This window comes from Kitasatospora sp. NPDC048296, assembly GCF_043201815.1.
Lineage (GTDB): Bacteria > Actinomycetota > Actinomycetes > Streptomycetales > Streptomycetaceae > Kitasatospora.
On the sequence record NZ_JBICZB010000058.1, the window covers coordinates 30,463 to 51,903 of the forward strand.

The 21,441-nt window shown below is 68.7% G+C and carries 13 protein-coding genes and 1 pseudogene; 4 read left to right on the forward strand and 10 right to left on the reverse strand.

Annotation, left to right across the window (positions count from 1 at the left end; translation table 11 throughout):
• Nucleotides 1–152 precede the first annotated feature (152 nt).
• Together ACGF12_RS28120 and ACGF12_RS28125 are read right to left on the reverse strand one after the other, a co-directional pair.
• Nucleotides 153–951, reverse strand: a pseudogene (locus ACGF12_RS28120) (transposase); the annotation flags it as partial.
• 534 nt (nt 952–1,485) lie between these two features.
• Complete coding sequence (locus ACGF12_RS28125) at nt 1,486–1,770, reverse strand: hypothetical protein (RefSeq protein ID WP_393035740.1); 285 nt, start codon at nt 1,768–1,770, stop codon at nt 1,486–1,488.
• Nucleotides 1,771–1,973: 203 nt separating this feature from the next.
• Here ACGF12_RS28125 and ACGF12_RS28130 point away from each other — a divergent pair, with 203 nt between their 5' ends.
• Complete coding sequence (locus tag ACGF12_RS28130; protein WP_393035743.1) at nt 1,974–2,279, forward strand: hypothetical protein; 306 nt, start codon at nt 1,974–1,976, stop codon at nt 2,277–2,279.
• 150 nt (nt 2,280–2,429) lie between these two features.
• Here the strand turns inward: ACGF12_RS28130 and ACGF12_RS28135 are convergent, their stop codons facing one another.
• From ACGF12_RS28135 to ACGF12_RS28170, 8 genes are all read right to left on the reverse strand, one after another.
• Nucleotides 2,430–3,410 (reverse strand): DUF6083 domain-containing protein, encoded by a 981-nt coding sequence (locus tag ACGF12_RS28135; RefSeq protein WP_393035746.1) that lies wholly within the window; start codon nt 3,408–3,410, stop codon nt 2,430–2,432.
• Between the two features lie 100 nt (nt 3,411–3,510).
• Nucleotides 3,511–4,581, reverse strand: coding sequence for an agmatine deiminase family protein (locus ACGF12_RS28140; protein WP_393035749.1), 1,071 nt, complete (start codon nt 4,579–4,581; stop codon nt 3,511–3,513).
• A 156-nt stretch (nt 4,582–4,737) separates the two neighbouring features.
• Nucleotides 4,738–5,487: a thioesterase II family protein gene (locus tag ACGF12_RS28145; RefSeq protein ID WP_393035752.1), complete on the reverse strand. Its 750-nt coding sequence runs from the start codon at nt 5,485–5,487 to the stop codon at nt 4,738–4,740.
• The gene (locus ACGF12_RS28150) at nt 5,487–6,395 is read right to left on the reverse strand and encodes a TauD/TfdA family dioxygenase (RefSeq protein ID WP_393035755.1); all 909 of its coding nucleotides are present in this window, start codon (nt 6,393–6,395) and stop codon (nt 5,487–5,489) included. Before ACGF12_RS28150 ends, ACGF12_RS28145 begins: the two co-directional genes overlap by 1 nt.
• 129 nt (nt 6,396–6,524) lie before the next feature.
• Entirely contained in the window at nt 6,525–7,817 is a 1,293-nt protein-coding gene (locus ACGF12_RS28155) for an MFS transporter (RefSeq protein WP_393035757.1), read from the reverse strand.
• A gap of 39 nt (nt 7,818–7,856) precedes the next feature.
• A complete protein-coding gene (locus ACGF12_RS28160) occupies nt 7,857–8,054 on the reverse strand; it encodes an MbtH family protein (RefSeq protein ID WP_393035760.1) in 198 nt (65 codons plus the stop codon).
• A 5-nt stretch (nt 8,055–8,059) separates the two neighbouring features.
• Nucleotides 8,060–12,691: an amino acid adenylation domain-containing protein gene (locus ACGF12_RS28165; RefSeq protein WP_393035763.1), complete on the reverse strand. Its 4,632-nt coding sequence runs from the start codon at nt 12,689–12,691 to the stop codon at nt 8,060–8,062.
• On the reverse strand, nt 12,688–17,673 hold the full coding sequence (locus ACGF12_RS28170) for an amino acid adenylation domain-containing protein (RefSeq protein ID WP_393035766.1): 4,986 nt from the start codon (nt 17,671–17,673) through the stop codon (nt 12,688–12,690). Before ACGF12_RS28170 ends, ACGF12_RS28165 begins: the two co-directional genes overlap by 4 nt.
• Nucleotides 17,674–19,107: 1,434 nt before the next feature.
• On the opposite strand from ACGF12_RS28170, the gene ACGF12_RS28175 reads away from it, so the two are divergent.
• The 3 genes from ACGF12_RS28175 (at nt 19,108) to ACGF12_RS28185 (ending at nt 21,391) form a co-directional block, all read left to right on the forward strand.
• On the forward strand, nt 19,108–19,611 hold the full coding sequence (locus ACGF12_RS28175) for a hypothetical protein (protein WP_393035769.1): 504 nt from the start codon (nt 19,108–19,110) through the stop codon (nt 19,609–19,611).
• 216 nt (nt 19,612–19,827) lie between these two features.
• Nucleotides 19,828–20,343 carry a hypothetical protein gene (locus tag ACGF12_RS28180; protein WP_393035772.1) on the forward strand — a complete coding sequence of 172 codons (516 nt, stop codon included), beginning with the start codon at nt 19,828–19,830 and terminating at the stop codon, nt 20,341–20,343.
• Entirely contained in the window at nt 20,333–21,391 is a 1,059-nt protein-coding gene (locus tag ACGF12_RS28185) for an MAB_1171c family putative transporter (protein ID WP_393035775.1), read from the forward strand. The genes ACGF12_RS28180 and ACGF12_RS28185 overlap by 11 nt, the downstream gene beginning before the upstream one ends.
• Nucleotides 21,392–21,441 lie beyond the last annotated feature (50 nt).

Sequence of the window (21,441 nt, forward strand, 5' to 3'; positions counted from 1 at the left end):
AGGGGGCAGCTGGGCACTTTTGCTCGGACGGGAGCGCCCCCGCCAACCACTGAAACCTGAGCTGGGGGTTTCTCCCGTGGAGATCTGTCAGCTTGTCGTTTTACCTCCATTGATCATCTTCTCCGGCGTTCGGGTTCTCGCCTGTCTGTTCGCTATTGGTTGGTGACCAGGGCGAGTCCGACGTCATAGATGGGGGCTCGGCGGCGGTTGGGCCGGCCGGGTGGGCGCCCGGCACCGGGGCGGGAAGGTCTCGCAACGGCAGCTGGGCAGGGCAGGGTCGTGCGGATGTTGCGGAACCCGCGTCGGACCCGAGCGGGGCTGAGGCGTTCGACGGGCTGCGGTCTCTCCCAGGGCCGGCGGAGGTCGGCGGACAGTGGCCTGGCGAGACGGAGTTGGGTGTGGACGGCCAGGACCAGGGCGGTCCAGCGGTCGGCCGCTGAGGGCTCGCGCAGCTTCGGGCGGGTCCAGCCGAGGTCCTGCTTCAGGAAGCGGAAGGTGTGTTCCAGGTCGGAGCGCCGTAGGAACGCGTGCCAAGCGATGTCGGTGTCGTCGCCGGAGGGTGTGGGGTGGGAGTACCACAGCCAGACCGGTTTCGGGGTGCCGCCGGAGGGCAGGTGGTCGACGTCGAGGCGGATCAGGGTGCCTTCGACGATGGGGAGTTGGCCTTGGTGGTCGCTCCAGGCGGAGCGTCGCCAGATGCGTGGATGCAGGCGGTGCCAGGCCCGGATGCGGGCGGTGCCAGGCCCGGATGCGGGCGGTGCCGTAGCGGCGGGTGGTGTGCTCGGTGTCGCTGTCGGGATCGCGCCAGGTCGTAGGATCGGCCAGCGCGAACCGGGCTCCGTGACTGCGGGGTTGGCCGCCCTTGGGGCCCACCCGGTAGTCGTCGGGCACGGGGTTGAAGAAGACCCTGTCGGAGCGCATCCGCACCACGATCTGGACGGGCAGGTCCCGCGACCAGCCATCCGTCGCCGGTGAGTTGGTCGACCAGCTGCTGGCACGCCCAGGACTTGCCCTGTCCCGGAGGGCCCGTGACCAGCAGGACTGCCCCGTCGGCTGCCGCCGTCGCGGCCGCTTCCGCCAGGACACCGACCGTGGCGGGCCTGGCTACTTCCAGAGCTCGGTCGACAGGGTTCGCGCGCACGACGGCGCCGAGCTCCTGCGCAGCTGGGCTTGGCGCAGGAGCTCGCGAGGTGTCACCTCGGTGCCTCGCTGCCGGGCGGAGCGGACTGTGCGGATCAGCGCGGCCGGCACCGCGGCGTCGCTGCTCCTGCGCCGCACCGCGGGGTCACCCGCATGCTGCAGGAGTTCATCGCGGTGGGCCTGGCCGCGGGCGCCGTCGTGTCTTTCGGCCCGTAGCGCTCTGCTCTACGTCGGTCGACCGGGCACTCCCAGGGCCCGATGGCGGGAACAGAGGCGGTTGTATTCCGACCAAGTTTGATGCGGTCGGAAAGAGATCACCCGAGTCGTTGGAGCGCGCAGTTCGACTCAGCGGCCCGGAGCGGGCAGCGCGAGCGCCCGGCGGCGGATTTCGGCGGCTTTGTCGGTGTTGTTGCCCGAGACCGTGTCGACCCCGGCGGGCGCGGGCAGTCCCTCGGTGGTCACCGCGACGAATGCAGTGTGCGGGTTGGCCTTGGCGGCGGCGTTCAGTGCCTGCCCGAAGGTGGGGCCGACAGTGACGACCAAGTCGCAATGCTGGGCGGCGAGCCCGGCGAGGTAGGGCAGTGCCCGGTCGGCGGTGGCGGCCGGAGCGAAGAGCTGCTGGACATTCAACTGACGCTGTTGGGATGCCTCTTGGAGGGCCGCCCAGATCGCATTCGTGTCGGTTCGACCACCGGCCTCGGTGGTGTCGCCGGTCAGGCAGGCGGTGCGGCGCCCGGCGATATTCGAGGGCGTGGTCGAGGCCGGTCGATTGTCCCTGGTGTCGTCCGTCCCGAGGGGACAGCGTCTCTGCAGACGGCCTGGATGCGGGAGAATTGACCAACGACCACCTGACTGCCTGGGCGAACGAGATGGCGGCGGCCGGCCGGCACGCGGTGGACGAACTGCAGAAGGTCGGAGCGCCGGCCGGGGTTGAGCAGCAGTTCGCCGTCGTACTCGACCAGCACCGAAAGGCCGTGTCCGCCTGGCAGGCAGCAGCAGCCGAGACCACCCGCACCGAGATCCACCGCCAGATGGCCGTCACCCGCGACGCCGAACACGCCAGCATGGACGCGGACCAAGCCGTCCGCGCGGCGCTGGGACTGGCGACCACCATGCGGCCTCGCGACTACTCCCTTTGACTACCCGCCCCACCCCTGCCCTGTGCTGAGCCCGGTTTCGATACGTACGGAGGCATCCGGTCGCCTGCTGGTCGACCGCCCGGCACGCCGGCCGCCGCCCTGACAACAACGGAGGCGCCCCGTCGCGCGGGGCTCAGCGAAATCGTCTGATCAGCCAGTGCCGGTGCTCGGGCGAGGCACGAAAGGTGTGATCTTGGGCGTGTCCGGGCCGGCACCGGGGAGGTCTATCCATCGCCACTTGTTCTGTGTGGCGAGACGTCGAAGTTGGCCTTCGTTCTTCGGTGTGCGCGGCATCAGCCATGTGCCGTCGGCTCGCTCGCCCATGCGGTTGAGCGCAACGTAGGCCGGGTTGGTCAGGTCGTCGGGGTCGCCGACCTGGACCTGGAGCCAGTCATCCCACCGTGATACCTCCACGAGCGCGCTGCTGTGATCGTCGACCTCGTTCTCGGTGAAGAGCGCACCTTCCTGCTCTGCCTCCGGGGAAATGCCGTACTCGTTCGGCGTGAGCTGCAGCGGCGTGTCCTCACCGGTGGCGATCCGATAGCTGCGGCCCCGTACGCCGAGCATCCGTCGCACTTCGTCGAGTTCGGGCTCCAGCGTGCCCACCCGTGCGGGGCAGACCGCGTAGTGGATCACTCTGCACCGACCGGTCTTCCGGCCCGGCCTGACCAGGCCTTCGTCGTCCTCGTGCCATGCGACTCTGGCCGGCACCCGGGAACTGGGCAGGTCCTTAGGCTGCAGGGGGATCCACTTGCCCCCGGTGGACATCCTCCACTCGACCGTGGTCAAGCACTCCTTGCATCGCGAGTACGGAGAGTAGTTCTCCCCAACCGGCTTGCCGATCGCGCTGGCCCAGGTCTCAAGAGTCTGCCTGCGGGCATCGCCGTCGTCACCACCGACCATTCCCGACATCCCTTGTCTCTGACGAGATATCAAAAGCCAAGTGCTATAACAGCATAAACTCCAATGTCGCCAATCAGGCAGCTTTTCCGCACGTGCTGGACGGACTGACTCCTGGCGCCGACGACCCCCATCGCGTGGGCCCCGGCACCAGGCGGCGCTGTACTTTCGACGGATGCACGACGGCCCACCCTCCCTCTGACCGCCGATGGGGGCGGCGAGGGAGGTCATCGCGTTACGCTGGCTGGCCGTAGCCGAAAGGCGGGCGCCGGGGGGGGGGGGGGGGGCCGGGCCCGCCCCCCCCCCCCCCCCCCCCCCGGCGCTGCCCAGGTCATTGGTCGGCGATGGTCATGGTGGTGCAGTGGACTGCACCGCGGGTCTTGATGATCGCCGTGGCGTCGATCGTCACGATCTGACGGTCGGGGAAGGCAGCACGGTAAGCGTCGAGTGCCGTCTCCTCGTACGTGGTGTCGTCGGTGTATATCGGCACGAGGACCGCGCCGTTCACCGCAAGGGAGTTGGTGTAGGAGCGGAACACACCGTCCTTGTGCGCGGGCATCGGAACCCGGTGCACCTGGTAGCCGGCCGCGGTGAGCCGGGCGGCGTCGGCGTCGAGGACCGCGGCGTTGTCCGGGTCGTCGCTCGGGCTGTACGCGCCGACGAGGATGTCCTTGTTGCCAGTGAAGGCCGCGAACATGTCGACGTGGCCGGTGCGTTCGCCCTTGATGGGGTCGAGGAACGTCGTCACCTTGCAGCCGTACAGCGAGCGGAACATGGTCTGCACGTCCTCTGCCGTCACGTGGTTCGTGACGTTGTACGGGTTGCTGAGGATCGCGTTGGTGACGAGGCAGCCGCCGGCCCCGTCGGACAGGAAGTTGCCCCCTTCGGTTCCGAGGTCGGCGCGTGTCACCGGTACGTTCCACAGGGCGCCCAGACTGGGGGCGAACGCATCGTCCTGCGGACGGTCGGGGTGGTACCTGGTGGAGATGAAACGCATGCCACCGTCGGTGGTGCGGGCCGCGATCGGGCCGTAGTCGCGAATCCACCAGGAGTTGAGACTGCTGTCCACGAAGTCGATCTCCGAGGTGTCCACGTCCGCAGCAGCCAGTGCGGTGCGGGCGTTGTCGACCGCGCCCGGGTGATCGCCGACCACCACGACACGGGAGTTCTCGGAGGCGGCCCGTATCAGGTTGACGAAGTACGCCTTCAGATCAGCGGAGTCCTGGTCGAGGATCGCCCAGGCGATCAGGGTTGTCCCCACCGGTTCGAACTCGCCTGGCACGACGGCCACATCAGTGGGCAGCGGGCTTGCGGCCATCGCCTGAGGCGTCAGCGTGCCGGTGATCAGCAGGACGGACAGGACTGTGGAGGCGGCCGCCAGGCCGCGCTGGGTCGGGGTCATCGGTAGTTGGAGGCGCGGGCTCTGTCGGCCCGGTTCCTCCGTCCCCTTTCGATCCGTGCGTGCGGTTTCCCGCACACGGTTTACCGGTGATCTTGACTGGGTTACGCGGTCTTGGGATCGCAGATCGTGCTACGTAGCGGTCGATCTGGCCAAACTTCAGGCGACTTGTGGACGAAGGACGGAAGCGAGAACCTCGGTCCGCTGCGGTGTGAGATAGAAGTGGTCGCCAGGGAACACTGTCACCTGTGCGCGGGCCGCAAGCTCGGCCCAATGCTCGGCCTGGGCTGGCCCGAGGTCGGGGTCGCGGTCGCCGAGGAATACATCCACGGGAGTCGCAGTGAGCTTCTTCCCTTGCGTATGGCGGTACTCCGCGGCGAGGTCGGAATCGGCCTTGAATACGGCTGCCAGGAACTCCAGGAGGCCTGGCGCGTCCAGCACTTCGCTATCAGTCCCGCCCAGCCTGCGCAGTTCGGCCATCGCCGAAGGCAGATCCTCAAGACGCGAGAACGCGCCGGAAACGTGATGCGGCGCCCCCATGCCCGAGACCACGAGGCGGCTTGCGGGCGTACCACTCTCCTCCAAGCGGCAAGCCACCTCGTACGCCAGGAGCGCGCCCAAACTGTGCCCGAAGAGGATCACCCGGCGCTCCCTGACGGCGAGGACTTCGACGGCCATTGCGTCGGCCAACTTCGAGATGCCGGTGGCGAGCGGTTCACCAAAGCGGTCCTCGCGCCCTGGGTACTGGGCTGCGTGGATCGCGACCTGGGCTGGGGCGAGCGAAGCCCAGGAGCTGAAGAAGCTTGCGGCACCGCCCGCATGAGGGAAGCAGAACAGCGCCGTGTCGGCCTCAGGGCGCGGGACGTACGTACGGAAGCTGCCGAAGATGAGTGCGCCGGCGCGTGTCATCAGGCGATTACCCGGCTGCGTTGTCCGGTGTGGGCGAAGATCCGCCGCACGTCCCGGATCAAGTTCACCCGCTTCAGCCAGCGGTCGGTGCCGTCGAACCGGGCCCGGAACGGCTCCCGGCCGTGCACGACCTGGTAGTTGTCCAGAAATACGAGGTCTCCAGGCTCGAGGACCACTCGTTCGACGGCTTTCTCGAGATGTGTCTGGACGTCAGTGATCGCGGCCCGCGTCTGTGTGTCGGCGGTATCGGCCGGGGCGATGAAGTCGAGGTCGAACCGGAAGTACGGCAGGTCGTTGGATCCGAAGAGCACGGAGCCGACCTGAGCCTTGCGTGCAGCTGCTTCGGCGTCGCCGCCCTCGGTGTGCGAGTCGTCGGGGAAGAACCTGAAGTGGTCGCCGAAGAGCCGGTCGCGGTGCGGCAGGTCCAGCTCGGAGGCGCGCACGATCGTGGTGCCGGCGGCGTCCGGGTTCCGCAGGCACAGCAGGGCGACGTAGTCGGCTCGGCAGGGGTGGAAGACGTCTTCGGTGTGCAGTGACAGATTCGCCGCGCTGCTGGCGCTGGTGAGCGAGTTCTCCTCACCCAGGGTCGGGCACACATCGTGCAGAATCCGGCCGTTCTGCTGGTCGGCCCACGCGAACGGGTCGGCCAGCCCGCAGGCCACCAGCATCAGCAGGGCCTCTTCCCAATAGCCAGCCCTGGTGTCGGCCGCGACACGCCAACCCGCCGGGGTGGGTGACATGTCGGTGCTGAGAGGCAGGCCGGAGACCGTGATCACGTCGGACTCCTCGGTACGTGCGGAGGCCAGGAACTGCCTCAGCCGCAGCGGCAGCAGTTCGGCGGCCATCGCCGTCCGGTCGACCGCGTTCAGCGGGTCCCAGGACGACTTGGAGTCCACGAGGGTGTTCACAAGACCGATGAGGTCTCGGCGTTCGTCTTCAGAAAGGGTGAACCTACGCATTTCTCCCCCAAATGCTTCATCACTTTGCAGGTACAGAGCCGAATCACGTACCCGAGACGGGACGTGTGCTGATTTCGATCAGTCGGATGGCTGCGACGGAAAGGCGCGCAGCGTCCGGATGTCCGTGGTCAAGATCAGTGGCAGGCACGAGAAGAGGCCGATTCCGGCGATCATCCACAGGGTGGGACGTGTGCCGAGAGCGGACCCGAGGTAGCCGCCGGCCATGGCGCCGACCGGGAGGGTTCCCCAGATGGCGAACCGGACGGAGGCGTTCATCCGAGCCTGCATTCCGGTGGGCGTGATGGCCTGGCGGAGGCTCACCTGCCCGATGTTGTAGACGGTGATGCCGCACGCCATGATGCCGGTGGTGGCGATCAGTGTGGGTACGGCGCGCGCCGGGGCCGCAGTCGCCAGGATGATCACGGCGATTCCCGACATGGACTTGGCCGCTATCAGGACCCTGCCGAGCCCGACGAGCTTGATGAGACGGCTGCTGAACGTGGCGCCCAGCAGCGCGCCGCAGTTTCCGACGGTCAGGGCCAGCCCGAGTTCTCCCGGCGACAGCTTCAGGTCTCGCAGGGCGTACGCGGTCAGCACGGCCCCCAACGCGCCGCCCAGCCCTACGAGGTTGCTGATACCAGTCGCCAGGGCCAGGGACCGCAAGGTCCGATGACCGAAGACGAACCGCAGTCCCTCGGCGATCTGGGTGCGCATCCTGGTCTTCGCCTGGGGCTCCGGTGCCTGCGCCTGGGGTATCCGGATGAAGTTGAGCAGCAGCGCGGACACCAGGTAGCTCACGGAGTTGACCACGAGGATCAGGGGTGCGGTGACCACCTGCAGCAGGAGGCCACCGAGGCTCGGGCCCGCCAGTTCCGCCGTCGAGCGGGAGAACTCCAGCCTGCTGTTGCCGTCCGGGGTCTGCTCCCGGGCCACGACCGTCGGCAGGAACGCCTGGTTCGCGATGTCGAAGAACACCGTGAACAGCCCGATGGCGAACCCGACCGCGCAGAGCAGGGGCACGTTCAACAGCCCGACGAGGTAGCCGATGGGCAGCAGGGCGATGGCCACGGCCCGGCCGATGTCCGCCGTGACCATCACGCGCTTGCGGTCCCACCGGTCGAGCAGTGCGCCCGCCTGCAGGCCAACCAGGAGGAAGGGCAGGGTCTCCATCGCCGAGATGAGGCCGAGTTGGCCGGTCGACGCGGAGAGGGTCGTCAGCGCGAGCACAGGGATGACGAAGAAGGTGATCTGAGTCCCGAACTGACTGACGGTGTGCGCAGACCACATGGCCTGAAAGTTGCGCTGCCGCCATACGCTGATCGGCCGGGCGGCAGTGGCTGCCGGCTCGAGATCGGAGTCGACGTTCGCCATTCCGTGTTCCTTCGCTTCTGGTCGGTGGTCGCGGCGGACCTACTGCTGGGCCGCTGCGAGGTGCTCCCGCAGCGATCGGGGCCGCATGTCGGTCCACTCGGCGTTGATCCGGTCCAGGCATTCTTCGCGGGTTCCGGTGAACCCGGTGGTGGACCAGCCCGCCGGCGGCTCGGTGTCCGCGCGCCAAATGGAGTACTGCTCTTCGGTGTTGTACACCACCGTGTAGTCCGTGCTCATGCCATTCAGCCTTTCTTGGTCATGGGTGTGGGCGTGATGCCGTTCGTGTATTCACTGAGTGGCCGGGACAGGTCCGCTGCCATCCGCTCGAGCACCGTGCGCATGCACGCCAGAAGCGCAAGAGCGCGGCTGTCGGAGATACCTGATGTGTCGTAACTCAGCTTGAGCAGCAAGGAGGGGTCCGGCCAGACAGTCAGGCGCAGGGCGGAGTCGCCTCGGGATCCGTTGCTCACCGGGTTCCAGCCGGCAACTCGGCCCTGGAGCCCTTCGCCGAACGGGAAGTTCTGGACGATCACTTCGGTGTCGTACAGCTCTCCCGGATCCGTGCCGACCCAGCGATGCAGGTCGATCAGTGAGACGTGCTCGTAGGCGGAAACCTCCGCGTGCTCGGTCTGCAGCTCGTGGAGCCATTCGACGCAGACCGCGTCGCCGGGCACGTCGGCCCACATTGGGAGCCTGCTGCCGAGGCTTCCCACAATCTCGTCGAGGGCGGGGTCGGAGCGTCCCGAGACGACGGTGCCGAAGACGACGGTCTCGTTTCCCAGCGTCTGGCTCAACGACAGGGCGTAGGCCCCGAGGACGAGTGTGTGTAGCGTCAGCCCGTGGTGCCGCCCCGCCCCGATGAGCGATGAGGTGTGTTCGAGCCCGAGCCACGCGCGTTGGTGTGCGTACCCGCCGGGATCCCGCGTGTCGGATGGCGCCGCGGCAAGTCCTCGGCTCCCGGCCCGTGCCCTGTTCTTCCAGAACGCTTCCGCCGGCCCCTGCGGTGAACGGGTGGATGCGCCGACGCCGATGGCTTCGGCCACAGGTCGCGCCGCGAGCTGCCACGACCTGCCCTCGCGGATAGCGTCGTGCACGGTGAAGAGGTCGGCCAGGATGTGCGGGAACGACCATCCGTCGATGGCGAGGTACGAGAAGGTCCACAGCAGGTAGGCCGAGCCCGGGCCGAGGTCGAAGACGACGATCCGTAGCGGACAGGGGTCCTCGGGGTGGACCGGCTCCTGCTTTAGCCGGACCAGGTAGTCGCCGAGGTAGGCCTGGGCTGCGGCGGTGTCGAGATCCTGCAGGTCATGCCGCTCGACTGGGACTCGCACATTTCGGTGGACGACCTGCAGAGCGGTGTCTCCGTCCCAGTGCAACGACGTGCGCAGGGCCGGATGGTGTTCGGCCACCGCCTGCCAGGCGAGCACCAGGGCATCGGCGTCGGCGTCGGTACCCGTCAGGTCGAACGCCTCGTGCACGCGGAACAGGCCGGGCTTCGGAGCAACTCGCAGGCGGTTCAGGCCCCACTCCTGAAGGGCAGTGGCCGGCTGTACGTCTTCGGCGTCGACGAACCGGGCCAGCAGCTGGACGGCCTCGGCTTCCGAGAGGTCCAGCGCCGACACCAGGGCCCCGGAGCTGGACCGAGTCGAGGTGGCCGGTAGGTCACTGCGATCGGCCGCGGAGGGCTGGGTGTGCTGGACGAGGGCAGCGAGGGTCTGGTGGCGGAACAGGTCGACCACCGCGAGGTCCAGCCCCTGGGCCTTGGCCGCGGACACCACCCGGATGGCCAGGATGGAATCGCCGCCGAGCGCGAAGAAGTTGTCATCGAGGCCGACGTCGGGCACGCCCAGCGCCTCTGCCCAGATCCTGCGGAGGGAGCCCTGCACCCCGTGGTCGGTGCCCTCGTCCGGAGCCCGGTGGCTGTTTGCAGTGTCCCGCGGCAGCGGGGGAAGCCTGGACGGGTCGAGCTTGCCGCCCGGTGTGCGCGGCAGCTTCGGCACGATCACGATGTGCGCGGGCACGACGTAGCTCGGCACCGACTCCGCGAGATGCGCCCGCACCTCGGCGGAGGTGAGGGACGGTTGTGCGGCTGTCGGTTCGACGTAGGCTGCGATCTCGGTGCTTCCCTCGGTCCGCCTCGCCCGGGCCACCGCATCGGCGACGCCGAAGTGACTGCGGATCAGCGCCTCGACCTCGCGCAGGCCCACCCGGTGCCCGCGGACCTTCACCACGTCGTCCACCCGCCCGAGGAACCTCAGTTGACCGTCAGGGGCGATGCGGCCGCGGTCTCCGGTGCGGTACATCCGCTGTCCCGGAATCGGAGAGAAGGGGTCCGGCAGGTAGCGGTCGGCCGTCTCACGGGGGCGGCCGTGGTACCCGCGGGACACACAGGGGCCGGCGAGGTAGAGCTCGCCCGCCAGGCCCGCCTGGACCGGCTTGAGCTCGGTGTCCAGCACGTAGACCCGTGTGTCCAGCATCGGCTTCCCGATGGGCAGCACGTCGCCGCCGGCATCGCCTCCGGATGCGTCCCGGGAGGACCAGGTCACCGAGGTGATCGTCGTCTCGGTCTGGCCGTAGGCGTTGAGGATCTCGACGCCCGTGAGCCGCTGCCAGGCCTCGAGATCGACGTGATGGCCGGCCTCGCTGCCGATGACCACGAGCCGAAGCGATGCCGGCAGTGGCCGGGGTCGGCCGCGCAGGTCTCGGGCCCACTCCGCCCAGTACGAGCTGGGCAGGTCGAGGAGAGTCACCCCGTGCTCGGCCAGCACGACCTCGAGGTCGGCCGGGGTCACGGCGTTGTCGCTGATGAACACGACCTCACCGCCGACGCACCACAGCGGAAGCGACTCCTCGAACGAGACGTCGAAGGACAGTGCGGCGAACTGGAGGAAGACGTCCGACGCGGTCAGGTCGAGCCCTTCGGCGAACAGACTGGCGTGGTGGGCGAGTGCGTCGTGCCCCACCGCGACCGGCTTCGGCATGCCCGTGGAGCCGGAGGTGAACACGATGTAGGCGAGCGAGCCCGGTATCGTCGCGCAGTCCCCGTTCGGCTCATTGGCTCCGTCGGCGGAGATCCAGTCGAGGTCGATCCCCCACCGCTCCCTCAACTCTCCGGCTTCTGCCGGCGTGTCGGCTACTGCGAGCCGGACGTCGAGCTGGTCGAGCATCGCCCGGACCCGCTTGCGCGGCAACGTCGTGTCGACGGGCACGATCGCCGTCCCCGCATACCAGGCGCCGAGGACCGCGACGGCCCAGTGCACGCCGCGGGAGACCGCCACCACGACGGGTTGCTCCGGACGTGCTCCCGCGGCCAGCCACCGCCCGGCCATCGCGCGGGCGGCCGCGTCCAGTTCGCGGTAGGTCATGGACTGCTCCGCCGAGCGCAGCGCGACGGCATCGGGTGTCCGGGCCGCCTGGGCGGCGATGCGCTGCGGCACCGGCAGCGCTGCGGGCGCCGGCTCATCGGACGGCGTGCGCTTGCCCGCCAGGACGGACGGGACCGATGAGAACGATATCTGCGAGATGCGCGGATCCGCGTCGGCGACCATGTCCCGCAGGCCTGCCAGATAGGCCTCGGCCAGTGCGCGCACGGTGGCCTCGTCGAAGAGGTCCGTGCGGTACTCCCAGTCCGTGAGCACCCCTTCGGCTGATGCGCGGATGCCGAGGCTCAGCTCGAACTTGCTGGCTGTGCAGGGCAGGACCACGCGTTCGGCAGCTAGCTCGCCGAACACGGGTGGCTCGATGCCGAGTTGTTCGAAACTGCAAACTGTTTGGACGAGTGGAGCGCTGTCGAGCGAACGGGGCAGCCGCAGGTGCTCGATGACGTCCTCGACGGAGAACCCGCCCGCCGCCATCGCCCCCAGAGCGGTGTCGCGGACCTGGGCGACAAACTCCGATGCGCGGGGATCGCCCTCGATCCGCACACGCAGCGGCCAGGTCGTGACGAACATTCCGACGGCGTCGTGCTCCCGGGCCGTCGTGCGCCCGGAGGAGGGGGTGCCGATGACCATGTCGCGGCTGCCCGTAGTCCGGGAGAGCAGGGCCCCGTACGCCGAGAGAAGGATCATGTAGGGCGTGGCCCGCCACCGAGCGCACGCCGACAGCAGCGCCTGCCACAACTCGTCCGGGACCGCCAGCTGCAACGCGGCGCCCGCGGTGCTGGGCTGGTCGGTGCGGGCTCGGTCGGAAGGCAATTCGCTGGTGACCGGCGCGTCGCGCAGGGGAGCGACGAGCCGCTCAAGGTGCGTGGTGTCCCGTGCCCCAGGCTCTCCCAGGTCGAACCAGGAGACCGATTCCGGCAGCGGGGTGTCGTCGCGCTGCAGGTGGCGCCGGTAGAGCGTGCCCAGGTCCCGGTACACGGTCGCCAGGGCGAGCCCGTCGGCCGCGAGGTGGTGGACGACGAGGCACAGCACGTGGTCGTCGGGGGCCAGCCGCAGCAGGACACCGCGCAGCAGGGGGCCCTGCGTGGTGGCGAACGGTCGGCGGACCTCCTGGTCCACCCGAGCCAGGGCCGTCTGCTCGGCGGTATCCGGTGTGGCCGAGAAATCGACCAGCGGCAGTGCCATCGATGTCGGCCCACGGTCCTCCAGGTACAGCTCCCCGTCGTCGACGACCTTGGCCCGCAGCGTCGGATGCCGGTCCAGGAGGCCGTTGAGGGCGGCGTGCAGCGCTGTTGGGTCGATCGGGCCGCGCAGTCGCAGTGAGGCGTTGATGTGGAAGGCCGCCGACCCGGTCGCGCCGCCGGCGGTGAACACGGCGCCGTCGTTCACTGAACGGTCCATCTGCTCGGCGAACCACAGCCCGCGTTGCGATGCCGTCAGCGCCCTGCGGGCGGCTGGGCGCAGGCCGGTGTCCGGACGGTCGATGTCCGTCATCGCGCCTCCTCGGCCAGGTACTTCGCGAGGTCGGCCACGGTCGGGTGCGAGAAGAAGGTCGGCAGCGGAACTTCTATGCCGATCTCGTCGTGGATCCGGTGCTGCAGCCGCAGGATGGTCAGCGAGTGGCCGCCGAGCAGGAACAGGTTGTCGCCCCGGTCGATGGCGTCGAGGCGCAGTACGTCCGACCAGATGGTGGCGAGTTGCCGCTCCAGCTCGGTCCAGTCCTTGCCGGCCGCCCGCGAGGCGGGAACGGCCTGGGGAACGGACACCGGCGGAACGGGAAGCCTCGATCGGTCGACCTTGCCGGACGTGGTCAGCGGAATGTCGTCGAGGACGACGTAGCCGGACGGCAGATACGACGCCGGGAGCTTGCTGCCGGCGTGGGCGGCGAGGGCCTCGGTGTCCACGGCGCCGCCCGGAGCGGGGCGCACATAGGCGAGCAGCGATTCGGTGGGCGCGTGCGGATGCGGTTGGACGAAGGCCGCCGCCACATCGGGGTGAGCGCGCAGGACGTGCTCGATCTCGCCGAGTTCGATGCGCAGGCCTCGGATCTTGACCTGGTGGTCCCGCCGGCCGAGGTACTCCAGGCGGCCGTCGCGCCAGCGGACGCGGTCGCCGGTGCGGTACATCCGGGCACCGGCGACCGTCGTGAACGGGTCCGGGACGAACCGGTCGGCGGTGAGCCTGGCCCGGCCCAGGTAGCCGGAGGTCACGACGGGTCCGCCGATGACGAGCTCGCCCTCGCAGCCGTAGGGCACCGGTCGGAGGTCGTCGTCGAGGATGTGCGCGACGGAGCCGGGCCCGGGTGTGCCGATCGGCCAGCCGGTCTCGTTGCCCAGGGTCGCCTCGCAGGCCACGGCGTAGACGGTGGTCTCGGTGGGGCCGTAGTTGATTCGGACCCACTTCACTCCGTCGGCGCGGAGTCGTTCCACCAAGGCGTGGCTGCCCGACTCGCCCCCGAGGTCGACCAGTTGCACCCCGTTCGGGACACGGTGGTCGATCAGAAGCTCCGACATCAGGCTCGGGACGGCGTTGACCTGGCGGGGCACCCGGTCGGCCGGCAGCTTCGGGAGGTCGAAGAGGCTGTCGACCAGGACGACCGTGCCGCCGGTGAGCAGCGTCGGGAAGATCTCGTTCACCGACATGTCGAAGGAGAACGAGGTCGCCGCGAGGGAGGACTGGAACAGGTCCCGTTCGACGCCGTCCAGCGTGAGCTGGACGAAGTGGGCGAAGTTGCGGTGCGTTGCCCTGCAGCCCTTGGGCTTTCCGGTGCTGCCGGAGGTGTAGATGACCCAGGCCGTGGCCTCGGGGTGAGCGACCCGGAAGGGGACCTCGTCAGCGCTCGGCTCCTCCTCGGGCAGATCGGACAGGTCGACAACGCGCCAGTCGCCGGGCGGGACGCTTCCCTTGGTCGAGGAGTCGACCAGGACAACGTCGGCACCCGAATCGCGCAGCATGTGCGCGACGCGTTCCGCCGGGTGGTTGGGATCGAGTGGCAGGTAGCCGCGACCGGACAGGAGGATGCCCGTCATGGCGGCGATCGTGTCGGGTGTACGGCCGAGCAGCAGCGCGCAGGGGCGTTCCGAGACCGCGATCGCCGAGTCGAGGGCCCGGATCACCGACCGGGCCCTGGCTGCCAGCTGCGTGTAGCTGAGCGAGCCGCGTGTGCTCCACACCGCGGTGCCCTCGGGGTTCTCGGCCAGTGCCGCCTCGAACATCGCCAATGCGGTCGGGGCCTCGGCGGGAAGAGCGGGAGACAGTGCGAGCAGGTCCCGAGCGCGGGTCTGGCCGAGGATGTCCACGGAGAAGACGTCGGCATCGGGGTCCGTCACAACCGCGTCCAGCATCCGCAGATACGAGTCCCCGACGGCGGACATGAAGTCCCGGTCGAACAGGTCCGAGTTGTAGGCCCACAGCATCGCGATCCGGCTGTCGACGCGGCCGTCGGCACCGGGCTCCGCCTCGGCACGCGGGATGACCACGATGTTGAGGTCGACCTTCGCGGAGCCGTTGTCCAACTCGTAGACGGTGGCCGACGCCCCGGGCAACTCGAGGTCCGGCATCCGGGAGTCGTTGGCGCTGAACATGATCTGGAAACCGGGGTTGGCGGTCGGATCCCGGTCGGGGTTGAGGTTGCGGACCAGCTCCAGGAACGGGAACTCCTGGTGTGCCGCCGCCTGCGCCACCGTCTCGCGTGTCGCGTCGAGCAGAGCTCGGAACGCGGCATCCCTCGGCACCTGGGTGCGCAGCACGACCGGGTTGACGAACATGCCGATGACATCCTCGATCTCGGCCATCTGCCGGTTGGCGAAGGCGGATCCGAGCACGATGTCCGTCTCGCCGGTGAAGCGCGCCAGGGTGGCCTGGAACGCGGCCAGCATCACCGAGTACACGGTGGACCGGGTGTCGCGGGCGAGACGTCGCGCCAGTGACGCCGTGCGAGCCGGCACCTCCAGGCGCATCATGCCGCCCTTGAAGCTCTGCGGCGCCTTGCGGGGACGGCTCGTCGGCAGTGCCGTCGGCGCGGGCCGGTCGGCCAGGCGCTCCAGCCAGTAGTCACGCTTGCGACGCATCGCCGGCGAGTCCATCGCCGCCGCCTGCCAGCGGGCGTAATCGGCGTAGTCGAACTCCACCTCGGGCAGGCCGAGCGGCGCGCCGTCGACCGCGGCGGTGTAGGCCGCACGCAGCTCCTTCATCAGGAGCCCGAACGACCAGCCGTCGTGAATGAGGTGGTGCTCGACCAGGATGATCTCGTGCTCCCGCTCGTCCTGGCGGACCACCGACCAGCGGGCCAGCGGCAGCGTGCCCAGGTCGAACGGGGCGGTGATGCGCTCTCGGATGAGGGCCTCGGTACGGGCGCGGCGCTCACCCGCCGGCAGGTGCGAGATGTCGATGACCTCGACGTCTGCGTGGTTCACGCGGCTGTGTACCTGCTGGTAGGGGACGCCGTCGTGCTCGTGGAAGGTGGTGCGGAAGACGGCCTGCCGTTTGGTGATCGTCTCGATCGCGCGTCGGAGGGCGTCGATGTCGAGCGAGCCGCTGACACGCATGGTCGTCTGCGCGTGGTAGGCGACGTTGCCCGGTGCGAGCCGGTCGAGGAACCACACTTGCTGCTGCTGGGCGGTCAGGGGAGCCGAAGCATCGGATCCGCCGCGTACGATGGGCGGAAGTCCTACTCCGTCTCGCTCGCGGCGCTCTATCACGGAGGCCAGCAGGGCGACGGTGGGCGCGTTCATGATGTCCTGGACGGTCAGTTCGACCTGCCAGACCCGCCGGACCTGATTGGCGATCTGCATCAGCGCGAGTGAGTGGCCACCGAGGTCGAACACGGAGTCGTCCACGCCGAGTTCGTCCACCCGCAGGACCTCGCGCCAGACCTCCACGAGGCGCGTCTCGACCGCGGTGCCCGGGGCCCTCAAGGGCACGTCGTCGGAGCGGCCCCACAGCACAGGGCGAGGAAGCGAATCGACGTCGATCTTGCCGTTGCTACGCAGGGGGAGCGCGTCCACGACGACGTAGCGGTCCGGGATGTGGGCTGCCGGCAGCGACTCGCCCAAGTGGGCACGCAGCAGTCCGGCGGTGGGGACGGAGTGCGGGTCCGTGGGCACGATGTAGGCGATCAGCTGGCGCGGGGCCCGGGTGTCGCCCGGAGTGGCCAGCACGTGCGCCGATGCGACATGCGGGTGGGCGACCAGGTGCCGGACGACCTCCTGCGGATGGACGCGCTGGCCCCGGATCTTGACGAGATCGTCCGCGCGGCCGAGGACGTGCAGATCGCCCTTCGCGTCGACGTACCCGCGGTCGCCTGTTCGGTAGAGGCGGGCGCCGCTTCGGCCGGAGACCGCGTCGGGGACGAATCGGTCCGCGGTGAGCGCGGGATCCGCGTGGTATCCCTGCGCGACGCCGGCGCCACCGATGTGGATCTCACCGGTTTCGCCTGCCGGGGCGATCGCCCCGGTGTCGTCGAGGATCCAGGCCTCGATCCCGGAGACGGCCGAGCCGATCGGCAGCACCTGGGGATCGTCGTCCCCGGTGCCTTCCACGGGACCAGAGAAGCGCCGGATCGTGGACGTGATCGTGGTTTCGGTCAGCCCGTAGGCGTTCACCACGTCGATCGTGCTCATCCGACGCCAGGCGGCCAGGGTGGAGCTGCGCGTCATGTCGCTGCCCACGATCAACAGGCGCAGGGAGGAGCTGATCCGGCACTCGCCGGTTTCCAGCGCCCTGACCCACTGCTCCCAGTACGGCGTGGGGATGTTCGCGACGGTCACGCCTTCTTCCGACAGGAAGGCGGAGAATTCCTCAGCGGACGGCGCGGCGGTCGGCAGTACCACGATTTCCGCACCGACCCACAGCGCCGTGAAGATCTCCTCCAGCGCGACGTCGAAGGAATACGTTGCGAACTGCAGAACGCGGTCGGACTCCTCCAGACCGAAGGCGGAGGACAGTGCTGCGGCATGGTTGGCCAGGCTCGCGTGCGAGACCCGTACGGCCTTCGGCGTACCGGTGGTGCCCGAGGTGAAGAGCACGTAGGCCACCTGTTCCGGGTGGGGCGCACGAGTCGTGCTGCGACCGGCCGCCGCCGTCGGCCGGATCGCGGGGACTCCGACGACGGCGGCGATCTCGGCCCCGGCGTCGGTGGTCACACAGAGGTCGGCGATGCCGAGCATGCGCTCCAGGCGATCACGGGGATGCGCGGGGTCCAGCGGCAGGAATACCGCGCCGGCCTTCGCCACGGCGAGCAGGGCGGTCACGAAGTCGACTCCACGCGGGAGCATGACCGCCACGATGGGGGTGGCTGAGGTTGTTGCAGCGATACCCGTTGCAAGACGGTCGGACGACTCGTCCAGTTCGGCATAGGTCAGCGTGCGGTCACCGCAACGGACCGCAACTTTTCCAGGCATGCGGCGAACTGATCGAATGAACCCATCTAAGATCGACTGGAATTCTTCCATTTCGAGACGAGAATTCACTTCCATGCATGCCCCCTTGATCGATAGCTGCTATGTGTCGCACAAATCTGTCAATGCCCGTATCGGGCACCCGGGCACGTAGGCAAGTGGATCACGCGACACTAGGACGGTGGGAAATTCATCCCGGCCAGGGCTCTCTAACTGCTCCTGCGTCAACTGCATCCGAATCCCCGCGATGCCTGTAGAGATTGATTTCTGGCCATCCGGAAACCGAATCCACGACGAACCCCACCATGCATGGCCAAAGAGCCGCGATTTCAGCAGTACAACCACCGAGGCAGGTGGGCCACGGGCGGTGAGAACGGCCCACGCGAGCCACCGGCCCCCAACCGACGTCCAGCCACCGCCCGCCTCGGGGAACCTCACGCAGAGGCCAACCGGGACGCTACTCAGCGGACAGGAACCTGTCAACGCATCCGCTGAAGCGAACAAGAAGCCAGGCGGCACTCCACCGCTCCTGTCAACTTTCGCGGACGCCCGCCCGCGCACCCCGGCACGCTCGGACGCGCGGGCAGGAGCATGCTTCAGGCCGGGTCCTCCGCGGTGAGCGCGCAACAAGCCCGACGGGTGCCGTTCGCTGCCCGGACGCGCTGGGCCTGCGAACGACACCCGCCCTCTTCAGGGAACCATTTCTGGCACATCATCAACTTGCGGGCCCGGAGTGATCGATCCTTCCAGGACGGACTCAACCAACCGGCGGGTGGCGCGGACCAGGCAGTCGGCGATGCCGGGCCGACCGTTGCCTGGTGCAGCTCGCGCCGTGCGGACGGACGACGCGGCGGCCTGCCGGGGCCGCCGGCGAGCGCCACGCCTCGGTCAGCTGGGTGGCCGCTTGGCCGGTTCACGAGATCCGTCGCATACCCGAGCAGGCGGCGCAGCCGTTTCGACGCGGCGGTCGGCGCCGGTCCGAGCCGAGCGAGCGCCAGGACACCGCCCCGCGACTCGGCATGCAAGTCCAGAGCGGCCACCCCACTGGCAGCGAGCCCGACATCGCCCGGGGGTTGCGGGCGAGCTCCGGAACGGGTCGTGCCGGAATCCCACCAAAAGAACCTGCGTCGATTCCCTCGTCTATTCCGAGTGTGCGACAACAACCGCTCGACGCCCCAGCCGGACCGGCGGAGTTCAACGGGCTTGGACGCATACCATGGTGAGCGATCGACAGGGCGCTCGGGGCGGGCCAGGCTAGGACGTGGTACCGCGGACGCGACCGTGCCGCGCACGGCTCCTTACGGCTCCGCCACCGGGAACAACTCGCCCAGCGCGACCCATCCTCAGGTGTCCGTCCACTACAGCGACTTAAACCAGAAACGAGCGAACGTATCCGCCATAGTTGACAAATTCCATCAACTATGGCGGACATGTCCCCGCCAGGCGGGGTATGGTTGCGGAAGCTCCGGCGCGGACCGTCCCGGGTGAACTCCTAGAGCGGAGAGGCAACACATGGCCAGTGCGGATTCTCCTGTCGGCCGGCCACTCGCCCAGGGCTTCGACCGGCGCCTGCAGGGGCTGATCGAGACCATGTACCCGGATGAGCGGAAGCGGCCCGGCTACAGCAGGCTCGCCAAGGAGATCCGCGAGATGACCGGCGGCGCCATCTCCGGTACCTACCTCTGGGAGCTGGCCACCGGCAAGAAGCGCAACGTGACGCTGGAACAGCTCGACGTCCTCGCCGAGTTCTTCGGGGTGCCGCCGGAGTACTTCCTGAGCACGGAGGTTGCCGAGCGGGTTGACGCCCAGCTCAAGGTGGCCATCGCCCTGCGCAACGCACGGGTGCGCAGCATCGCGCTGAGGGCCGACGGGCTCTCCGCACAGACCCTGGACGCCCTTCTGGTGATGGTCAACGAGGCCCGCAAGCTCGAACGTCTCTCGCCGGTCGAGGATGTTGACGACGATGCCGCGACCAACAGACAGCCCGGCCACCGGGGGTCACATACGGCCGGCTGATCCAGCTGGAGCTACCTGCGGGGCCCGACTGCTCGCCGGACGCCCACACGGTCAGACCTGTCATGTGCACGCCTGATACTCGCCTGGCACACGGGCGGGCTGTCAACCTGCCGAGAGACCCACCGTGAATGGAGTTCTCGCATGTCGCCATGCCGGACGCAGGCCTTTCGGCGCTGCGCCGCCACAACCTGTCCTGGGGGATTGCAGATAGTGGGGATGCTGTACCGAAACCTGCGGCGCCACTGCCAGTCGGTCGTGAACCAGCTCAGCCTTCCCAGACCGTTCTCCGCGGAGGCGCTCTGTCGCCAGCTGGCCGAACAGCGCAACCGGCCGCTACATCTCATGCCGCTGCCACCCGAGGCGGGGGCGATCGGAGCGTGCGGGCTGTGGCTCGCGACCAGTACCAGCGACTTCATCTTCGTGGAACGCAACACCTCCCAGCCGCATCAAGAGCACATCGTGCTGCACGAGATCGGCCATATGCTCCTCGACCACAATTCCGTCCAGCTGACCGAACCCACCGGACTGAAGGAGATCTTCAGCGATCTGGACCCCAACATGCTCCGGCGCTTCCTGGCCCGCACCAACTACACCACGCGCCACGAGCAGGAAGCCGAGATGCTCGCCAGCCTGATCCGCACCACGGCAGACGAGTCCTCCCCCGGGCGGCCTCTCGGCGTGATGGACAAGCTGGAAGCCGCGATGGGAGTCGGTATTCAGCATGCTCGCTGAACTGAAGTGCTACGGAGCCTGGTTGCAGAACGCGAGCGTCGCTGCCCTGTGGTTCACCGTCCTGTTACGGGCACCGTCCGCGGTGCGGTCGCGATGGCAACGCAACCTTTGGCTCGCGATCGCCACGGCCGCCGCCGCGATGACCCTGAACCTCCCCCCGGTGCTCAACTTCCTGCACCAGCTCACCGGCTCGACCGAACCCGCCGACGTGTCAAGGAACCTGATCGGCGTCATCTCGGCAGCCGCAGTACTGGACTTCGTCACGTTCACCACCGGCTACCCGCGTCTGAGAGTCCAACTCCACGGCACGACGGTGCTCGTCGTCATCGTCCTGCTCGGACTGGACGCCACTGCCCCGACCCACACCGGTCACACCATTCCGCCGATGGGAGGCCCGTTTCCCTCCACTGCGTATTGGCTGCTGCTGATCAGCGTGCAGCTGGCGGCCAACGTCGCCTGTGTCGTGGTGTGTTGGCGCTATGGCCAGCGCAGCGACAACCGGCCGCTGCGGATCTGCCTGCAGCTGTTCAGCGGGGGAACCGCCTGCGCGGGACTGTTCTGGCTGGGCTACCTGGTCTATCTGCCCACCCGGGCCGCCTGGATCGTCGCGCCACTGCCTCTCTTGATGGGGCTGCACGGCGTGCTGCGTTCCGCCGCGCTGGCCACGCCCGCCTTCCTCGGGCTGCGCCGCAAAGCACGCGACGTCGCCAACGTGTGGCAGCTGTGGCCCCTGTGGCGCGTGCTGATCGCCGCCGTCCCGCACGTGGCGTTGAGCGATCCGCGGGCACGGATCCGCGAGGTCGTCCGGCCCCGCGGCTCCTGGAAGCTTCTCGCCTACCGCAAGGTCATCGAGATACGCGACGCCATCCTGGTGCTGAGCGGTGGCACTCCCCCGGAACTGCTGCAGGCGGCCGAGGAGCACGTCGCGAGCACCGGAGCGCCGCCGTCCCAGGTTGATGCTGCCGTCATGGCCTGCGTGCTGCGGGTGAGCAGGCCCGGCCAACTAGGAGCGTGGGTCGGTAACGAGCAACTGGCCGGGTGGGTTTGATCGCCGCGATCGGTCGCGGTCGCCCGGTCCGTGCTCGCCGCGCCGGTGGT